Origin of the sequence: Gordonia oleivorans (genome assembly GCF_040044975.1) — a bacterium.
Classification (GTDB): Bacteria; Actinomycetota; Actinomycetes; order Mycobacteriales; family Mycobacteriaceae; genus Gordonia; species Gordonia oleivorans.
This window is the reverse complement of the sequence record NZ_JBDZDI010000010.1, coordinates 13,332-32,081: the sequence shown is the minus strand read 5'-3', so window position 1 is coordinate 32,081 and position 18,750 is coordinate 13,332. Positions and strand designations below refer to the sequence as shown.

1 protein-coding gene and 1 pseudogene are annotated in these 18,750 nt (G+C 69.3%); both read right to left on the bottom strand.

The features are described from left to right. Nucleotides 1-73: 73 nt before the first annotated feature. The gene (locus tag ABLE92_RS15330; protein WP_348805661.1) at nt 74-937 is read right to left on the bottom strand and encodes a glycosyltransferase family 2 protein; all 864 of its coding nucleotides are present in this window, start codon (nt 935-937) and stop codon (nt 74-76) included. After that, nucleotides 937-18,387, bottom strand: a pseudogene (locus ABLE92_RS15325) (amino acid adenylation domain-containing protein); the annotation flags it as partial. The pseudogene ABLE92_RS15325 and the gene ABLE92_RS15330, both read right to left, overlap by 1 nt. Between the last annotated feature and the right edge of the window lie 363 nt (nt 18,388-18,750).

Below are 18,750 nucleotides of genomic sequence, written 5' to 3'. Positions count from 1 at the left end.
ATCCGGCGGTGAAACGATCGCGGGCGGGCGACGCTCCGGACCATACTGTGCGCGGTTTCTGTGGCTCCCGGCGTCAGGGATAGAAGATCCGATAGCGGATGCTGCCCCGGATACGGCCGACGAGATTGCCGGTGACCCAGGCCCATTCGCCTCGGCGGCGGCGTGACCACGCCCACGGCCACAGCGGACACAACGCGATGACGACACCGGCGTGGATCGGCAGCCACCACCACTGCCGGCCGGGTGCGCCGTACTGTTTGGCCACCCGGGCCTCCTCGCGGCCGTAGTCGATCACCTGATGCCAGGTGTCGACGATGTCGGTGCGGTACCGGTAGGCCACCATCGCGTCGGGGGCGAAGCCGAATCGGAATCCGGCTTCCTGGATACGCCAACAGAATTCGATGTCGCTGCCGGCCGTCGGGTAGGTCTCGTCCCAGCCGCCGACCGCGTCGAACACCGCGCGCCGCACACCCAGGTTGCAGCCGAAGGTCATCGGCAGATGACGTCCGAGCACGACCGGCTCCGACGGGTCGGGCAGGGCGCGCCAGGCCGCCACCACCGGATCGTTGAGGGTGTCGCGTTCCAGCGGCCCGCCGACGAGATCGGCGTTGCGGCCCACATCGGAGAGGGCGCGCAGCCACGTGGAGTGCACCGCGTCGTCCTGATCGCAGTAGGCGATGAAGTCGTATACGGCGCAGCGTGTTCCGACATTGCGGGCGTGCGAGGTGCCGGCGACGTCGGACGAGTCGACCCACCGCAGCGACAGCCGCTCCCGCAGGGGATGGGTGTCGACGTGCCGGCGTAACGCGGCGCTGCCCTCGTTGTCGCTGATGATCACCTCGAAGTCCCCGGTGTAATCCTGACGCGCCAGCGCCCACAACTGGACGTCGAGGTCCGGCAGCCCCTGATAACAGGCGATGACGACCGACACGCTCATCGCAGCAACTCCCGCAGGATGCCGACGCGCAGGTCGTCGGCGCCGGATGCGGCCACTGCCCGCAGAATGGTGAGCAGTCCGTCGACGACCGCCGCCGTGGTGGCGTCATCGTGGCGGGCAAGCGGATACAGCAACGTGCCGGTGATGCCTGCCGGTCGGTCACCGTCGCGGAGTTCCACCAGGGTGAACTCCAGATCGTGTTTGGCGACGGTGTCGTCCACTGGTTCCCGCGCGACCAGGATGCCACCGAGGTCGATGGCGGCCGTGTCGGTCTGCCCGAGCTCGGCCTGCTGCAGGATGAGGGTCGCGGCGAAGAACGGATCACCGGACGGTCCGGCCGGGTCGCGTCGCAGGTCCCACTCGTCGATCAGATCGGGCACCGAGATGTCGGGATGGGCCAGACCGTCCGCGAGTTGCCGGGCGACCGCCCGCATCAGGTCGACCACGGGCATCGCGTCGTCGACGTCGAGGCGCATCGGGAGGTCCTCGGCGAAGTTGCCGACCACCCCGTCCAGCGCCGGATGTGGCCGATTGGCGTTCGCGGTGGCGACGTGCACGTCGGTGGAACCGGTGCGTTCGGCGAGGATCACCGCGAATGCCGCCTGCAGGACCGAGAACAGCCCGACGCGGGCCGAGCGGGCACATCGCTCCAGGGCGGCGTGCAGATCGCCATCGATCTCGAATTGCACGGTCGCGCCGCGTGACTCCCATTCCGACAACGGTGCTCGGTGGAACGACGGGGCTGTCCCGGCCGTGGTCCCAGGCGCCGGCACGCGGTCACCGAACACGTGCGCCCAGTGGGTGAGTTGACGCGCGTACTCGGGCGTGCGGGCGCCGGGTCGGCCGAGCACCTCCGACCGCCACCGTGCGTAGTCGGTGAATCGCACGGCCGCCGAGGCCAACTCGGGCACGTGGCCGCCGCTGCGTGCGGTGAAGGCGATGAGCATGTCGCGCGCCAATGTCGCCATCGACTGACCGTCGGCACTCAGGTGATGTATCACCAACACCAGCACATGGGTCTGCGGGGTGAGGCGTAACAGCTGCACCCGGATCGGCGCGGCGGACACCACATCCAGCGGAGCCCAGGCCAGTTCGGCGGTGACACCGGGGAGGTCGGCCTCGGTGATGTCCCGGGGCACCACGCCGTCGTCGATGATGCCGGTGACCGCCGACGTCGGAAGGACATGCAGTTCGGGGCCGTTCCCGTTGTCGCGGTGACCGGTTCGCAGGGCCTCGTGATGCTCGACGATGTCGAGAACCGCCCACCGCAGGGCGTCGACGTCGATGGGGCCGGTGAATCGCAGGGCGATCGGCACATTCCAGTCGTGGCCGGCGCCGGCCCGTACGGCTTCCCAGATCCGACGTTGCGCCGGCGCCAACGGCACCGGTGACCGGTCGTCGGTCCGGACCAGTGCGGGCCCTTCCGCGGACTCCTCCGGTGTGCCGGCCGTGATGGCGTCGGCGAGGTCCTCGACATCGATACTGTCGAACAACAGTCGCACCGGAACCGGCACGCCGAGTGCGGATTCCAGCGCCACCGCCACCCGGGTCGCCGACAGGGAGGTGCCGCCGACGGCGAAGAAGTTGTCGGACAGACCGACTCGGTCCGCTCCGGTCACCTCGGCGATGGCATCGGCCACCCGGTGTTGCAGGTCGGTCCGGGGTGCGACGTAGGACCGTTCGGCCGGTTCGGGGTGGGGGAGTCGGGCGCGATCCACCTTGCCGTTGGAGGTGTAGGGCACCGCGTCGATGGTGTGGAGTTCCGGACGCAGGTAGGCGGGAAGCAGTCGCGAGGCGTCGCGCCGGACCGCGTTGAGTGACAGCGATTCTCCGGTGACGAAGCCGACCAGACGAGCATTGCCGTCGGGTCCGGGAAGGGCGGTCACCACCGCGTCGACGACACCGGTGCAGCCGCGCAATGCGGCCTCGACCTCGCCGGGTTCGATGCGGAATCCGTGGATCTTCAGCTGCCGGTCGGTGCGGCCGAGGTACTCCAGGTTGCCGTCGTGACGAAGTCGGACCCGGTCGCCGGTCCGGTACATCCGGGCGCCCGAGCCGTGGGCCGGGCCGAATGGATCGGCAACGAATGCGGTTGCGGTTCGTGCCGATTCGCCGTGATAGCCGCGGGCCAGTTGAACGCCGCCGAGATACAGTTCGCCGGCCGTGCCGGGTGCCACCGGCCGCAGACGCTCGTCGAGGATGCGGATGGTGACCGACGGTTGGGGTGCGCCGATGGCCACCCGCCGGTGCTCGTCGGTGGTGACGCGGTATCCGGTGACACTGACCGCGGCCTCGGTCGGGCCGTAGAGGTTGTACAGGCCGGTGGTCGAGGAGACGGTGTCACCGAGGAACTGCCGCACGCGTGTGGCGAGGTCGGCGGGCAACTCCTCGCCGATGCACAGCACCGTGTGCAGGGACGCGGGCAGCGCACCCACGTCGAGCAGCATCGACAACGCCGACGGGACGGTCGGCAGCGTCGTGACCGCATGGCGATGCAGGGAATCGAGAAGGGCACGGCCATCGCGTTCGATTCCGTTCTCGCCCAGCACGATGCGGGCCCCGGTCTGCAATGGCCACCAGTACTCCCAGACCGACAGGTCGAAACCGGCCGCGGTACGCACCAGGACGGTGTCGCCCGTCCCCATCGGATGATGCTCGGCCATCCAGCGCAGCTGTTCACCGACGGCGGCGACGGAGACGCCCACACCCTTCGGGGTTCCGGTGGAGCCGGAGGTGAACAGTACGTAGGCGAGCTGATCGGGATGGCCGATGGCAGCGAAGGACTCGATGTCGGTGGGGCTTTCGGCGCCGCCGACCGGGTCATCGAGATCAAGGTCGTCGAGGTCGAGATACGGCAGGTCCCCGACGGGTCCCGCGGTGCCGATCCCGAGAACCAGCGTCGGTGCCGCGGTGTCGAGGATGACCTCGGCCCGGGCGGATGCGGTGGTGTCGACCGGCACATACGCCGCGGCGACCGTCGCCACCGCGTACAGCGCGGTCAGCTGGGCCAGGCCGCGGGGTGCGGTGACGGCCACCCGGTCTTCGACACCGATTCCGCTGCGAGACAGCACTGTTGCGAGTCGCAGCACCCGTCGCGCCATCTCCGCATAGCTGAGGGTCCGATCCGCGGAGATCACCGCGTCGGCGTCGGGCGTCCGTGCCGCCTGCGCGTGGAAGCCCGCGGCCAGGTCCCTCGAGAGCGTGGGCGGCGTCGGTGCGGTGGCGGTGAGCGCGGTCCGTTCCGCCGGGGTGAGGACGTCGAGGTCACCGACCGGTGTTCCGGGTGAGGCGAGCAGTGCCGTGATGACCCGAAGGTAGCGTTGCGCCATGATCTTCGCGGTCGCGGCCTCGAACACGTCGGTCGCATAGACCAACTGGCCGGTGATGCCGGCGGGTGTGCCGCCGAGATCCCACGAATCGGCAAGGGACAGATGCAGATCGAACTCGGCTATGTGTTGGTCGTCGTCGATCGCCTCGACGTCCAGTCCGGGCATCGACAGCTGCAGCGGTCCGATGTTCTGGAACGAGAAGGCCACCTGGAACACCGGGTGATGGGCGGTCGTGCGCGGCAGGTCGAGCGCCTCGACGATGCGGTCGAACGGAACCTCCGAGTGCGCGAAGCCGTGCAGCGCGGCGCTGCGGGTGGCGGCCAGTGCCGATTCGCCGGTCGTCCCCGCGTCGATCACGGTGCGCAGGGCGAGCATGTTGACGAACATGCCCACCACCAGGTCGAGGCGTGGGTCACCACGTCCGGCGACCGGGGTACCGATCACCACGTCACGGTTGTCACCCAACCGGCCGAGCAGGACCGCAAGGGCGGTGTGGGCCACCATGAAGACCGTCGCGCCGTGCTGTTCGGCGAAAGCCGCCATCTGCGAGTGCAACTCGGTGTCGATGGTGAAGTCGACCCGGGCACCGCGATGGGTGGGGGCCTGCGGGCGAGGATGATCATGCGGCAGATCGATGACCGCCGGGGCGTCGGCGAGGCGGTCACGCCAGGCGTCGAGCAGCACACCCGAGGTGCCGGTGGCGTCGTCGAGCCGGGCGCGCTGCCACACCGCGAAGTCGGCGTAATGCACCGACAGCGGCTCGATGTCGACCGGCCGGTCCGCCCGTGCCGCGGCGTAGCGCCGCGACAGTTCCTCGGCGAGGATCACCACCGACGTGCCGTCGAGACAGATGTGGTGGGCGGTGAACACGACGATGTGCTCCTCGACCAGGGCGTCGTCAGAAGCGATGCGTAACAATGCCGCCCGGACCGGTGGCGCGGCGGTCACGTCGAAGCGGGTGCGGGTGATCGACGCAACGGCGGCGGGTAGATCCTCGGCCGACACTGAATGGCGTTCGAGGACCGGTGGGATGTCGGTGGTCGCCACGATCACCTGATGCGGTCCCGAGTCGGAATCCGGGTAGAAGGTGCGCAACGCCTCGTGCCGCTCGAGCACCCCGGCGAGGGCGGTGGTCAGTGCGTCGGGATCCAGTGTCCCCCGCATCCGGACGACGAGCGGGATGTTCTCGGTGAGCGCATCCGGATCGAACCGATTGAGGAACCACATGCGTTCCTGCGCCGGCGACAGCGGAATGCGTTCGGGGCGAGCGAGTTCACCCAGAACTGGTCCAGTGTGGTCGGCGGAGGTCGCCAGGCGTGCGGCGAGAGCGGCCGGTGTCGGCGCGTCGAAGAGCTCACCGACACCGAGGTCACGTCCGCTGACCTCCCGGATGCGGGCGACCGCCCGGGCCGCCGACAGCGAGTTGCCGCCCGCGGCGAAGAAGTCGTCGTGGGCGCCGACGCGCTCGGTGCCGAGCACCTCGGAAAAGGCGTGCGCGATCAGCACTTCCTCGGGAGTTTGCGGCGCGGTGTATGCGGCGGAGGTGAATTCGGCGTCGGGCAGCGCGGCACGGTCGACCTTGCCGGACGGCGTGAGGGGCAGGGCATGGGTGGTGACGATGGCCGTGGGGATGGCGTGGGTGGGTAGCGCGGCCCGCAGATGGGCGTGCAGTGAGTCGCGATCGAGAGGTGTGTCGCCGGCGACGGTCACCTGGGCGACCAACGCGACGTTACCGTCGGGTCGGCGCTGACCGACGACCACCGCGCCGGTCACCTGCGCATGCGAGCGCAGGGCGGCCTCGATCTCACCGGTCTCGATCCGGATGCCACGGATCTTGAGCTGCTGATCGAGCCGGCCGTGGTGGGTCAGTGCGGGTTCGTCGCCCACCACTGCGCGGACCCGGTCTCCGGTGCGGTACCGCCGCGAACCGGGCGGCCCGTCGGGGTCGGCCACGAAGGTGGCCGCGGTGAGTCCGGCGCGACCATGGTATCCGCGGGCCAGACCTGCTCCGGCAACATACAATTCGCCGTCGACGCCGGGCGGTGTCGGCGTCAGGGCGGGATCGAGGACACGCAATCCGGTGCCGGTGATGGCGCCGCCGATGGTCATCGGATCGGTCTGCGCGATGCCGACCGGACCCGACATGGTCGCCATGATGGTGGTCTCGGTGGGCCCGTAGGCGTTGAACAACGCCGTGCCCCAGCCGATTGCGCGTCGGGCGGTCTCCGGGGCGCAGGCGTCACCACCGACGATGAGGGTCTGCAGCGCCGGGAACGGATGGCCATCGGAGGATGCGGGCGAGATCGATTCGAGGACGCCCGGCGTGAGGAAGGCGTGGGTGATCTCCTCACGGATCATCACCTCGGCGAGATCGGCGGACCCGTAGATGTCGGGTGCGGCGATCACCGTGGTGGCGCCTGCGGCCGCGGCCAGCAGGATCTCCAGGATGGCGGCGTCGAAACTCGGCGACGCGAAATGCAGGACACGACTGGCAGATTCGACGCCGTGCCGACGTTGCTCGGCGACGAAGGAGGCCAGACCCCGATGCGTGACGGACACCGCCTTGGGGCGGCCTGTCGATCCCGAAGTGTAGATCAGATACGCGAGGTGATCGAGGTGGCGGGTGCCGAGCAGTTCGGCGTCGCCGACCGGCTTCGGTGGCAGGGCGGCCAGGTCACCGGCGACCGACGGATCGTCGAGAACGATCACCGTCGCGGCCATCTCCGCAGTGCGCATGCGGGCGCGATCGGCGGTCGTGGTCACGATGATGGGTGCGCCGGAATCGGCCAGCATGTAGGCGATGCGGTCGGCCGGATACGACGGGTCGACCGGCACGAACGCGGCCCCGGTGACCGCGACCGCACGGATCGCCGTCACCGACGACATCGATCGCGACAGACAGAGCGCGACAACGGTTTCCGGTCCCGTCCCGTGCGCGATGAGCAGGCGCGCCAGGCGGTTGGCCTGTGCGTCCAGTTCCTCGGCGGACAGCTCGCTGCGCTGCCCGGTGGCGGTGGTGGCCACCAGCCGGTGTCCGGGGGTGGTGAGGATGTCGGCCAGCGTGGCCGGGGGAGGTGTCGTCGACGCGGAGCGCTCGAGGCGTCCGAGGACGTCGTGGTCGGCCGGCGACAGGGTGTCCAGGTGTCGTAGCGCGGTGGTGGGATCGGCGACCGCGACGCGCAGGACCCGACCCAGGTGATCGAGCAGCCGGGCGGCGGTTTCCGGACGGTAGGACGCACCACGATGCACGAGGGTGATGTCGAGACCGCCGTCGGGTGTGGTGGTGGCGGTGAACTCGAGGTCGAATCGGGCGACCGGGATGTCCGGGCGTTCCGCGGTCCGAGACGGATCGGCCGGCGCGTTGCCCATCGCGGGGTGCTCGTCGCCGTCGACGGTCAGGGTCACCGAGATCAGCGGATGCCGGGAACCGTCACCCGGAATCCCGAGCCGCTCGACGATCTCCTCGACGTCGAGTTCGTCGTGGTCAAGCGCGCCGACGATCACGTCGCGGGAGGCGTCGACGAGTGCACCGAACCCGCGCAGTGGATCGACCTGGCTCCGCAGCGGGACCACCGTCACGAACATGCCGACGAGGTCGGCGACGGCGGGATCGGTACGACCGGCCAGCGGTGTGCCCACGATGATGTCCGAGTTGGTGCCGAATCGGCTCAGCGTGTACGCCAGTGCGGCATGCAGGACGCCGAAGGCGGTGCTCCGATGTTCGGTGGCCAGGGTGTGGATGGCCGCGGTCAGCGCGGGATCGAGACGGTGGTGATGGACCTCGCCGGGGGTGTGCTCATCGCCATCGAACTGCGGTCCGGACTGGGCCGGCGCTTCCGACAGCACCTGCCCCCAGTACGACAGATGCTGTGCCAGTAGGGAATCGGCATCGTCGGCGTCACCGCGACGCCGCTCGCTCTCGAGGACGTGATCGATGTACTGGAGGGGCAGCGGTGCCCAGTCCGGTGCGTGACCGGCGGTGCGTGCGGCATATGCCCGGTCGAGATCGCGGGCGAGAACCCGCAGGGACCACCCGTCGGCGGCGACGAGATGGATGGCGAGTACCAGGACCGTCTCGTCGTCGGCCGGGCGGCAGAACACCCGGACGGGTAGGTCGCGTGTGAGGTCCAGCCCCGACGCGAGTGCGGCGTCCACGGCGGCCTGGACCGGCGAAACACTTTGCGCCACCGCGTCGTCGAGGAAGGTGACGATCCGCTGCAGACGATCGTCGTCGACGGAGAGGACCTGCTGATACGGTCCCGCCGGGCTTTCCGGGTAGATCGTGCGCAGCACCTCGTGGCGGACCGCGACATCGGTCATGGCTGCGGCCATGACGTCGGCATCCAGGGTGCCGGGTACCCGGATCGGGGCCACGATCACGAAGGCGGTCGAGCCGGGATCGATCCGATTGTGCAGCCACATCTGAAGCTGAGACGGGCTCAACGGGATTCGGTCCGGACGCACCACCGCGCGGCGCGGGGCGATACGCTCCGCCCGATCGGCGACGGCCGCGATACCCGCCGCCGACCGTGCGTCGAACACCGATCGCACCGGTATCCGCACACCGAGGTGGTCGGCGACTCTGGCGACCACCTGGGTCGCCATCAGCGAGTTGCCCCCGACCGTGAAGAAGTCGTCGTCGACACCGACCTCGTCGCCCAGGAGATCCCGGATGATCCGGAGAACCGTTGCTTCCGTGCGGGTTCGGGCCTCGACTCCGTTGCCGAGCGACGGGAGGGCGGGGATGGGCAGCGCCCGGCGATCGATCTTGCCGCTGGCGGTGACCGGCAACCGGTCGGCGATCTGCACATGGGCAGGCACCATGTGGTCGGGGAGTCGTTCGCGCAGATATGCGCGCACGTCGACGGACGCGCTTCCCGGATCGGGACGCGGCGAGGACAGGACGATGTGGGCGACGAGCTGCGGGCCCGACCGGTCGTCGTCGTGCCGGATCACGACGGCGGCGGCGATGCCGGGATGGGTGAGCAGCGTGGTCTCGATCTCGCCGAGTTCGACGCGTTGACCACGGATCTTGACCTGGAAGTCGGTGCGGCCGAGGTACTCCAGCGTCGGCGAGTCGGTGTCGGCGACCCGCCGCCACCGCACCAGATCGCCGGTGCGATAGAGACGTTCACCCGTTCCCCAGGGGGCCGCGACGAAGCGGGTCGCCGTGAGGTCGGCACGTCCGTGATACCCGCGGGCGAGTTGCACGCCGCCGAGATACAGCTCGCCGGCGACACCGGGCGGGACCGGGCGCAGCCGGGCGTCGAGCACGTGGGTGGTGTTGCCGTCGGTGGGGCGCCCGATCGGTACCGGCCCGACCTTCAGCAGCTCGGTGGTGATCTCCGCGGCGGTCACGTCGACGGCGGCCTCGGTGGGGCCGTAGAGATTGTGCAGGCCGGCGTCGGTGCGCTCCAGGATCGCTGTCGCCGAATGTGATCCGAGTGCCTCACCGCTGGTGAACACCAGACGCAGCGAACGCAGGTCGGCGTCGTCGATCGCCGCGGTCACGAACACGTCGAGCATCGCCGGGACGAAATGGATCACCGAGATGCGGTGTTCGGCGATCAAGGTCGACAGTTCGAGTGGGTCGCGGTGGGCGGCCGGTGCGGCCAGACCAGGTGAGCCCCGGATACCAACGGCCAGAACAATTCCCAGACCGACACGTCGAAGGTGATCGGGGTCTTCTGGGCGACGACGTCATCACCGCCGATGGGGTACCGGTCCTGCATCCACCCCAGCCGATTCACGATGGCGGCGTGCGGCACACTGACCGCCTTGGGTACCCCGGTGGAGCCGGAGGTGAACAGGACGTAGGCGGGATGGTCCGGACGCAACGGTGAGCGGCGGTCGGAGTCGGTGACCGGATGTGAGGGATGTGCCCGGCCGGCCGTTTCGAGATCGACGAGGCGGTCGGCGAATGCCGCCGGGATCGCCGCCCGGCTCGAGGCGCTCGCGCAGATGGCGACCGGATCGGTGATGGTGAGCATCGTCTCGATCCGGGCGAGGGGCACGGTCGGATCGACCGGCACGTACGCGGCGCCGGCGGTGACGGTCGCGTGGATGGCGACCAGCATGTCGATCGACCGCGGAATCAGCACGGCCACCGTGGTTTCGGGACCGGCGCCGGCGGCGATGAGAGCTCGGGCGGCGCGTACGACGCGGCGGTCGAACTCCGCGGCGTCGATGGACCCGGTCGCATCGGTGACGGTTGCACAGGTGACGGGGGCAGAGGTGAAGGAGGCGTCGCCGACCGGACGCCGGGTGAGCAGATCCGGCAGCGTGGCCGGTTCCCGGATGCCCGCTGCCAGTGTGGCGGCGCCCGACCACCGTTCGATGGTGGTGAGGGTGGCCGGGTCGATCACGTCGATGTCCTGAACCCGCCGGTCGGGGCGGTCGACGATTCCCCGCAGCACCCGGAGCAGTCCCGCGGCCACCTTCGACACGGTCGAGTGATCGAAGAGGTCCCGCGAGTAGGTCCATCGCGTGCGGATGGGGGTGTTCCGGGTGGACGGATCTGCCGGGACATCCACCGTCAGGTGCAGATCGAAGCGTGAGAGCGGCAGCTCCACCTCGACGACGTCGACGGCCAGCGATTCGGTGCGGATCGGTCCGGGTGCGGGATCGCCGAACGCGAGCATCACCTGGAAGATCGGATGGTGCCCGCCGGCGCGGTCGGGTTCGAATCGATCGACGAGTTCGTCGAACGGGATCTCCGAATTGGCCTGCGCCGCCAGATCCCCGTCGCGCACCGAGCCGAGAAAGTCGGTGATCGGAAGGGACTCGTCGATCCGGGTACGCAGGACGAGGGTTTCGACGAACATCCCGACGACGTCGTCGAGGACGGCGCTCGGCCGCCCGGCCACCGGGGTACCGATCACGATGTCGGTCGACCCGGACAGACGTGCGAGGACCACCGCGAGAGCGGCGTGGACCAGATGGAACAGCGAGATACGTTGTCCGCGTGCGAAGGACACGAGCGATCCGGTGAGCTCGGGCGGCACCTCGATGTCGACCGTGCCACCGAGGTGGGTGGGATCCACCGGTCGTTTCCGGTCGGGCGAGAGGTCGAGTGGTGCCGGAAGATCGGCGAGCCGGGCGGCCCAGAAATCGTCCTGGCGGGCCACCGCGGGGTGGCGCGGGTGGCCGTCATCGCCGAGCATGCGGGCCTGCCACCGCGCGTAGTCGGCGTATTGCACCGTGCCGGTGCCAGATTCGGACTCCGGGGGTGTGCCGGTGAGGAGTTCGGCGAGCAGTAGACGAAGCGACCAGCCGTCGGCGGCGATGTGATGGATCACCAGCAGCAGAAGGTGCTCGTCGGGCCCGGTCCGGGAGACGGTGACACGCAGCGGGAGTCGTTCGGTCAGGTCGAAGCCGCGGGCCGCGGTGGCGGTCAGGTGGTCGGTTGCGGCGTCCTCGGCGAGGAAGTCCGTGGTGTCGAAACCGCTGTCGTCGAGCTCGAGCAAGGCGAGCGCGTCGTCGACGTCGTGGATCCGCTGGTGGGGTACATCGTCGGCGGCGGGATAGGTGGTGCGGAGCACCTCGTGCCGGGTGAGGAGGGCCCGGAGCGCGAGGTGCAGTCGCTCGGCACTCAGGCCGCGAACACGCAGGGCCAGCGGCAGATTGTAGACACCACTACCCGGATCGAGTTGATCGAGCAGCCACATACGTCGCTGCGCTCGGGACAGTGGGATCGGAGTGCTCCGATCAGTGGGCACGATGGCCGGGCGGTTGTCGCCCGCGCAGGTGTCGATGCGGGCGGCGAGGTCGCCGACCGACGGTGCCTCGAACACCTCGCGAACCGGCACGGTGACGCCGAGGACGTCGGAGATGCGGCCGACGAGCCGGGCTGCCAGCAGCGAGTTGCCGCCGAGATCGAAGAAGTCGTCGTCGCAGCCGATCCGACGGCCGGGTTCGGGCTCGATGAGCGCGGTGAGGATGTCGACGAGCGCGTGCTCGGTGGCGGTGCGCGGCGCGACATGGGCCCGCTCGACGTGTTCGGGAACGGGCAGCGCCGCGCGATCGATCTTGCCGTGTGCGCTGAGCGGCAGCGTCGTGAGCACCATGGCCGCCGACGGCACCATGTAGGCGGGCAGGCGTAGCCGGAGATCGGTGAGGACGGCATCGGAATCCAGCTGTGGTGCCGGGGATTCGTCGGGATCGGTGTCGGGATCGCTGTCGGGGCCGGCGGGCACCAGGTACGCGACGAGGGTGTCGCGGTGGACGATGACGGCGGCGGCGGCCAGCCGGGGATCGACGGACAGGGCCGCCTCGATCTCACCGAGTTCGATCCGTTGACCGCGGATCTTGACCTGGAAGTCATTGCGGCCCCGATAGTCGAGGTGCCCGTCGCCGTCGATGCGGGCGAGGTCGCCGGTCCGGTACATGCGCCGGCCGTCGGCATCGGGATCGGCCACGAAGCGTTCGGCGCTGAGATCGGGCCGTCCCTCGTATGCGCGGGCCAGTTGCGGTCCGTGCAGATACATCTCACCGACGACCCCCGGTGGTACGCGGTGCAATCGGCGGTCGCGAATCGACACGGCGGCGTCGTCGACGGGGACGCCGATAGGCACGGCAGACACAGCTCTCCCCGATGCCGGCGTCTCCGATGCCACAGTCTCCGATGCCACAGTCTTCGATGCCACCGTCTCCGAGACCACCGGCGTGTAGGTGATCCCGACGGCCGCCTCCGTCGGACCGTAGAGATTGATCGCCCGCCCACGCAGAACATCGGCGGCACGGTGTGCGGTGGTGGGGTTCAGTGCCTCGCCGATGCACAGGATCTCGGCGAGCGGGTGCGCGGGTGCCGCGCCGTCGCCGATCGCGTCGAGATGGGCGTCGAGCAGGGACGGAACGAAGTGCGCCGACGTCACCCCGGCGCGGGCGAAGAATCCGGCCAGATAGCGGGGATCCCGATGACCGTCCGGCGTGGCGATCGCCAATCGCGCGCCGTTGATCAACGGCCAGAACAACTCCCACACCGACAGGTCGAAGGTGACCGGCGTCTTGAGGGGCAGCGTGTCGTCGGGACCGACCGGGAACGTCTCCGATTTCCACCGCAACTGGGCGGCGATGGCCCGGTGCTCGACGGCGACGCCCTTCGGGGTCCCGGTGGATCCGGAGGTGTAGATGACGTAGGCCGTGTTGTCCGGCCGCAGCGGGCGTCGACGGTCGGCGTCGGTGACCGGCGCGTCGGAGAACCCGGACTCCGGGATGATGTCGGCGAGGTCGATCACCGGGAGTCCGGCGGGGTCCACCTCGTCGGCGGAGATCGTGCCACAGGTGAGAATCAGTGTCGGACGGGCGGAATCGAGAATCAGTCGGGTCCGCTCCCGGGGCGCCGACGGATCGACGGGGACGTACGCGCCGCCGGCGATCAGCACCGCGAGTATCGCCTCGACGAGTTCGCGGGAGCGTCCGATGGCCACGGCGACGCGTGTCTCGGGACCCACCCCGGTGGCGATGAGCCTGCGGGCCAACCGGTTCACCCGGCCGAAGGTCTCCCGGTACGTGGCGGCTCGGCCATCCCGATCGTCGAGGGTGGCGATGGCGTCCGGATGCCGTGCCGCGCTTGCCTGCAGGAGCGCGGTCAGGGTGGTCTCGACGCGTCCCGAGACCGGACCGGTGAGCACACCGGAACCGGCCGACGCGGGTCCACCGGTGGCCAGGTCGCCGACGGGGGTGTCCCCGGAGGTGACGACGGCGGTGAGAACGTCGACGAAGAACTCATGCCAGCGTTCGATGGTGCTGTGGTCGAACAGATCCCGGTCGTAATCCCATTGCACCCGAAGCCGGTCGGCGGCGGTACCGGTGGCGGGGTCCGGCCCGCTCGATTCGACCAGGGTGAGATGCAGATCCGACTTCGCCACACCCAGCGACGGTGCGAGGAGTTCGACGTCGAGCCCGTCGAGGGAGAAGCCGGACAGCGCGATGTTCTGATAGGAGAAGCCGACCTGGAACAGCGGATGATGGGCCGGTGAGCGGCGTGGCCGCATCAGGTCGACCAGCCGGTCGAAGGGGATGTCGGCGTTCTCGAATGCTGCGAGGTCTGTCTCCCGGATCTGCCGGAGCAGTTCGGGGACGGTTGATTCGGGCGCGATGCGGGTGCGCAGCACCACCGTTCCGACGAACATTCCGACGAGTTCGGTGAGATCGGGGTGCCCACGCCCGGCCACCGGGGTGCCGACCGCGATGTCGGCGGTGTCGGCCAGCCGGGCCAGTGTGATGGCCAGCGCGGCATGGGCGACCATGAACGGGGTGGTTCCCGACTCGGCGGCCAGCGCCCGAAGTTGTTCGGCGACTGCGGGATCGATTTCGCGGTGGACCTCGCCGCCCCGGCCGCCGGCCGTTGCGGGGCGCGGGCGATCGGTGGGCAGCGCGAGCAACTCGGGCAGTCCGTCGAGGTGGTGCCGCCAGAAGTCGAGTTGACGTGACTCGAGGGAGTTCTCGTCGCGTTCGGCGCCCATGAGCTGGTGATGCCAGCGCGTGTAATCCCGGTAGGTGACCGGCAGTGGTGCCCATTGCGGTGAAAGTCCTTGCCGACGAGCGTGATACGCGACGGCGAGATCCCGGGCGAGGGGCGCGGTCGACGATCCGTCGACGGCGATGTGGTGGGCGATGCACACCAGGATGTGGTGGTCGGTGTCGAGTCGGAGCAGCCGGACCGCGAGCGGTACCTCGGCGGCGACGTCGAAACCGATGGTGGCCAACTGGGCCAGTCGCTCGTCGACGGCAGCGGCGGTGACCTGTTCGATGTCACCGAGGAGGTTCACGGGTGCGGCGTCGAGTACCTGCTGCACCGGACCGTCGGGGCTGTCGGGGTAGACGGTGCGGAGGGGTTCGTGGCGTCCGATGACGTCGGTGATGGCGGCGGCCAGTGCAGCGGTGTCGAGCTCTCCCCGAAGGCGCAGTGCCAGTGGGATGTTGAAGATCGCCGACCGATGGTCGAGCTGGTTGATGATCCACATCCGCTTCTGCTGCGGAGAGACCGTCACGGTGTCGGCGTCGGTGTCGGTGTCGGCGCTGCGTTGCAGGAGCGGGGTGCTACGCCGGGGTGAGGTGGCGAGCCGGGCGGCGAGGGCGGCGACCGTCGGCGCCTCGAAGACCAGTCTCACCGGGACGTCGATGCCGAGCCGGGCGGCCAGGGTGCCGACCAGTGCGGTGGCGACCAGCGAGTTGCCGCCGATGGCGAAGAAGTCGTCGTCGCGGCCCACCCGGTCGGTGCCGGTGGATTCCGCGAACGCCTGCGCGACAATCTCTTCGGTCTCTCCGCGGGGAGCCACATACGGTGCGGTGCGGATGACCGGGATCGGTAGCGCCCGACGATCCAGCTTTCCGGAACTGGTCATCGGCAGCTCGTCGAGGGCGACGATCGCCGCCGGCACCATGTGGGAGGGCAGGGTGGCGCGCAGCCGGTCACGGATGTCGTCGGAATCGGCGGTGCCGACGTGATAGCCGACGAGAACCCGCTGCCCGCCGGGCATGACCTGCGGCTCGGTGACCGCGAAGTCGACGCCGGGTACCCCGCCGATCGCCGCATCCACCTCGCCGAGTTCGATTCGGAATCCGTGGATCTTGACCTGGCGGTCCGCGCGACCCCGGTACTCGAGTTCGCCGGAGGGTGACCAGCGCGCCAGGTCGCCGGTGCGATAGAGCCGAGAACCACTGGGGCCGTGAGGATCGGCCACAAAGCGTGACGCGGTGAGCGGCATCCGGCGGTGATATCCGAGCGCGACGCCGACGCCGCCGACATAGAGTTCGCCGGTGGCGCCGAGGGGCACGGGCTGCAGGCGGTGATCGAGGACGACGGCGGTGGTGCCGGTGATCGGCGAGCCGATCGTCACCGGGGCATGCGGGTCGAGCGGGCCGGCGAGGGAGGCCATGATGGTGGTCTCGGTGGGGCCGTAGGCGTTGAACATCGCACGCCCGCAAGCCCATCGGGCCACCACATCCGGCGGGCACGCCTCACCGCCGACGATCACGGTACGCAGATCGTCGAAGTCGCCGTCGGGTACCGACGCCAGCGCGGCGGGGGTGAGGAAGGCGTGCGTGATGCGTTCGACGCGGAGCAGCCGCGCCAGTTCGGCGCCGCCGTAGATCTCGGGATCGACGATCACCAACGTGGCGCCCGACGCGGCGGCGAGCAGCAGTTCGAGAATCGAGGCGTCGAAGCTGGGAGAGGCGAAGTGCAGGGTGCGCTCCCCGGGAGCGACCCGGTATCGGCGTCGCTGTTCGGCGATGAACGACGTCAGACCGCGGTGGGGCACCAGGACGCCCTTGGGTGTGCCGGTCGACCCGGAGGTGTAGATCAGGTAGGCGGGATCGTCGAGGTGCAGGGGCCGGATGCGGTCGGCGTCGGTGATCGGCTCGGCCGGGGCGTGCCGGTAGGCCATCCGGACGCGGTCGTCGTCGAGATGCAACCATGTTGCGGGACCGTCGATCCCGTCGAGACGGCGATCCGCCTTCGATGACGCGATACCGAGGCCGGCGCCACTGTCGGCGAGCAGATAGGCGATGCGCTCCTCGGGCAGGGACGGGTCGATGGGAACGAAGGCGGCACCGGCGGTGAGCACGGCGAGTTCGGTGGCGATCGACGCGGTGCCCCGCGGGAGAAGCACCGCCACAATCGATCCCGGTCCGGCGCCGTGGGCGATGAGGACCCGCGCGATGCGGTACACGCGGTTCCAGAGTTCGTCGTAGCGCAGATCGGTGTCGCCCGCGACGAGGGCGGTGACCGACGAGTTGGTCTCGGCCACCCGGGCGAGGAGATCCGGGAGGATCTCGGGCACGGCGGGGATGGCACCTCGGGCCGGGACGACGCGGCTGCTCTCGGCCGATGTGAGCACCTTGAGCGTGGACACCGGGGCGGCCGGATCTGCGTCGACCAGCGCGGCGAGCACGGTGAGGAACCGGGTGCGAAGGGCCGCGAGATCCTCGGCGGGATAGGCCGCCGCGTTGCCCTCGAGGTCGATGAGCAGTTCGCCCGTGCCGGTGTGGACGGTGAAGGCGAGGTCTTCGGTCGGGCCGGTGCTCAGGATGTGGCTGCGCCCCGTGTTGGTGCCGAGGGTGAGTTCGTTGCGGAACATCATCACGTTGATCGCGGGTCCGAAGAATCCGCGGCCCGCGGTGTCGGCGGCCGATCGTGGCAGGGCTCGCCGCATGTCCTCGAAGCGATAACGCTGATGACGCAGTGCCCCACTGAGTTCGGTGGTCACCGCGGCCAGCAGGTCACCGATGGTGGTGTGCGCGTCGATGTGGGTGCGGACCGGAACGACGTTGGACACCATGCCACCGGATCGGCGGAGCAGTGCGTTGGTGCGTGCCGAGACCGGCAGACTCAGCACCACGTCGTCGCTGCCGGACATCCGGGCCATGAACACCGACGCCGCCGTGGCGACGACCGCCGCGACGGTGGAGTTGCGCGCCGTGCAGAAGGCATCGATCGCGGTGCGCAATGCGGGATCGAGTGAGCCACCGGCGGTATGTGATTGGGCTGCCGGAACGTCGGTTCGGCTGCCGGTCACCGGATCGGCGAGGCGGATGGGATCGGGGAGTTCGGCAAGTCGCTCGTCCCAATGCCGGCGATCGCGGTCGAAGCGGGTCGAGGACCGGTAGGCGACGTCGTCGGCATGCAGATCGGTGAGCGTCCCGGCCCGGTTCGGCGGTATCTCCGTCCCGGTGGCGCGGGCGGTGTAGACCGCGGCGGCGCGTTCGGCGAAGGCGGCGGCGCCATAGCCGTCGAGCAGGATGTGGTGGACGCGGGTGTACCAGAAGTAGCGGTGATCGGCGACGCGCAGCGTTGCCGACTCGATCAGACGATCGGTGAAGAGGTCGAGGGGGCGGCGGAATTCCGCATTCATCCATTCATGTGCGGCGGCCTCCGGATCGGGTCGATCACGAAAATCGATGTGCACCATTTCGTCCCGTAAGGAATCGTCCAGGAATTGCACAGGTTCGCCGGAACCGTCGGCATCCGGTATCAATCGGACCATTGCCGTGCCGAATTCCCGAATCACCCGCCGTCCGACGTCGGTGAACAGGTCGGTGTCCACATCACCGTGAATGTCGACGTATTGGGCGATGGAGAACGGGACGTGGGGCGTGAGCTGTTGCGCGAACCAGATGCTGCGCTGTGCAGCTGACAGGGGTACGACGAGATCGCCGTGTGGACGGGGCTCCTCCGGGGCCTCATCCGTTCGCGATGACTCGCGAATGTCGTTGATGGTCACGCTGTGTCAACTCTTCTGGACTATGTGGGCACGCCACATGGCGGGCTCTGCGGCCCGTGGTGTGAGGTGCCTTTCCTGGCGCACATCGCCGCGGCGGGGTTCGTCGTCGACGGTTGGTGGACGGGGGCGTTACATCGGTGCCTCGTCCGGTGCGGCATCATCGGTGGTGAGTCCGGCTGCCCATTCCGGGGTGGACTCGCACGTATGAATTAGCACAGGCTAACCTTAACATGATGTCAGTCGGTGCAAAGTCGCC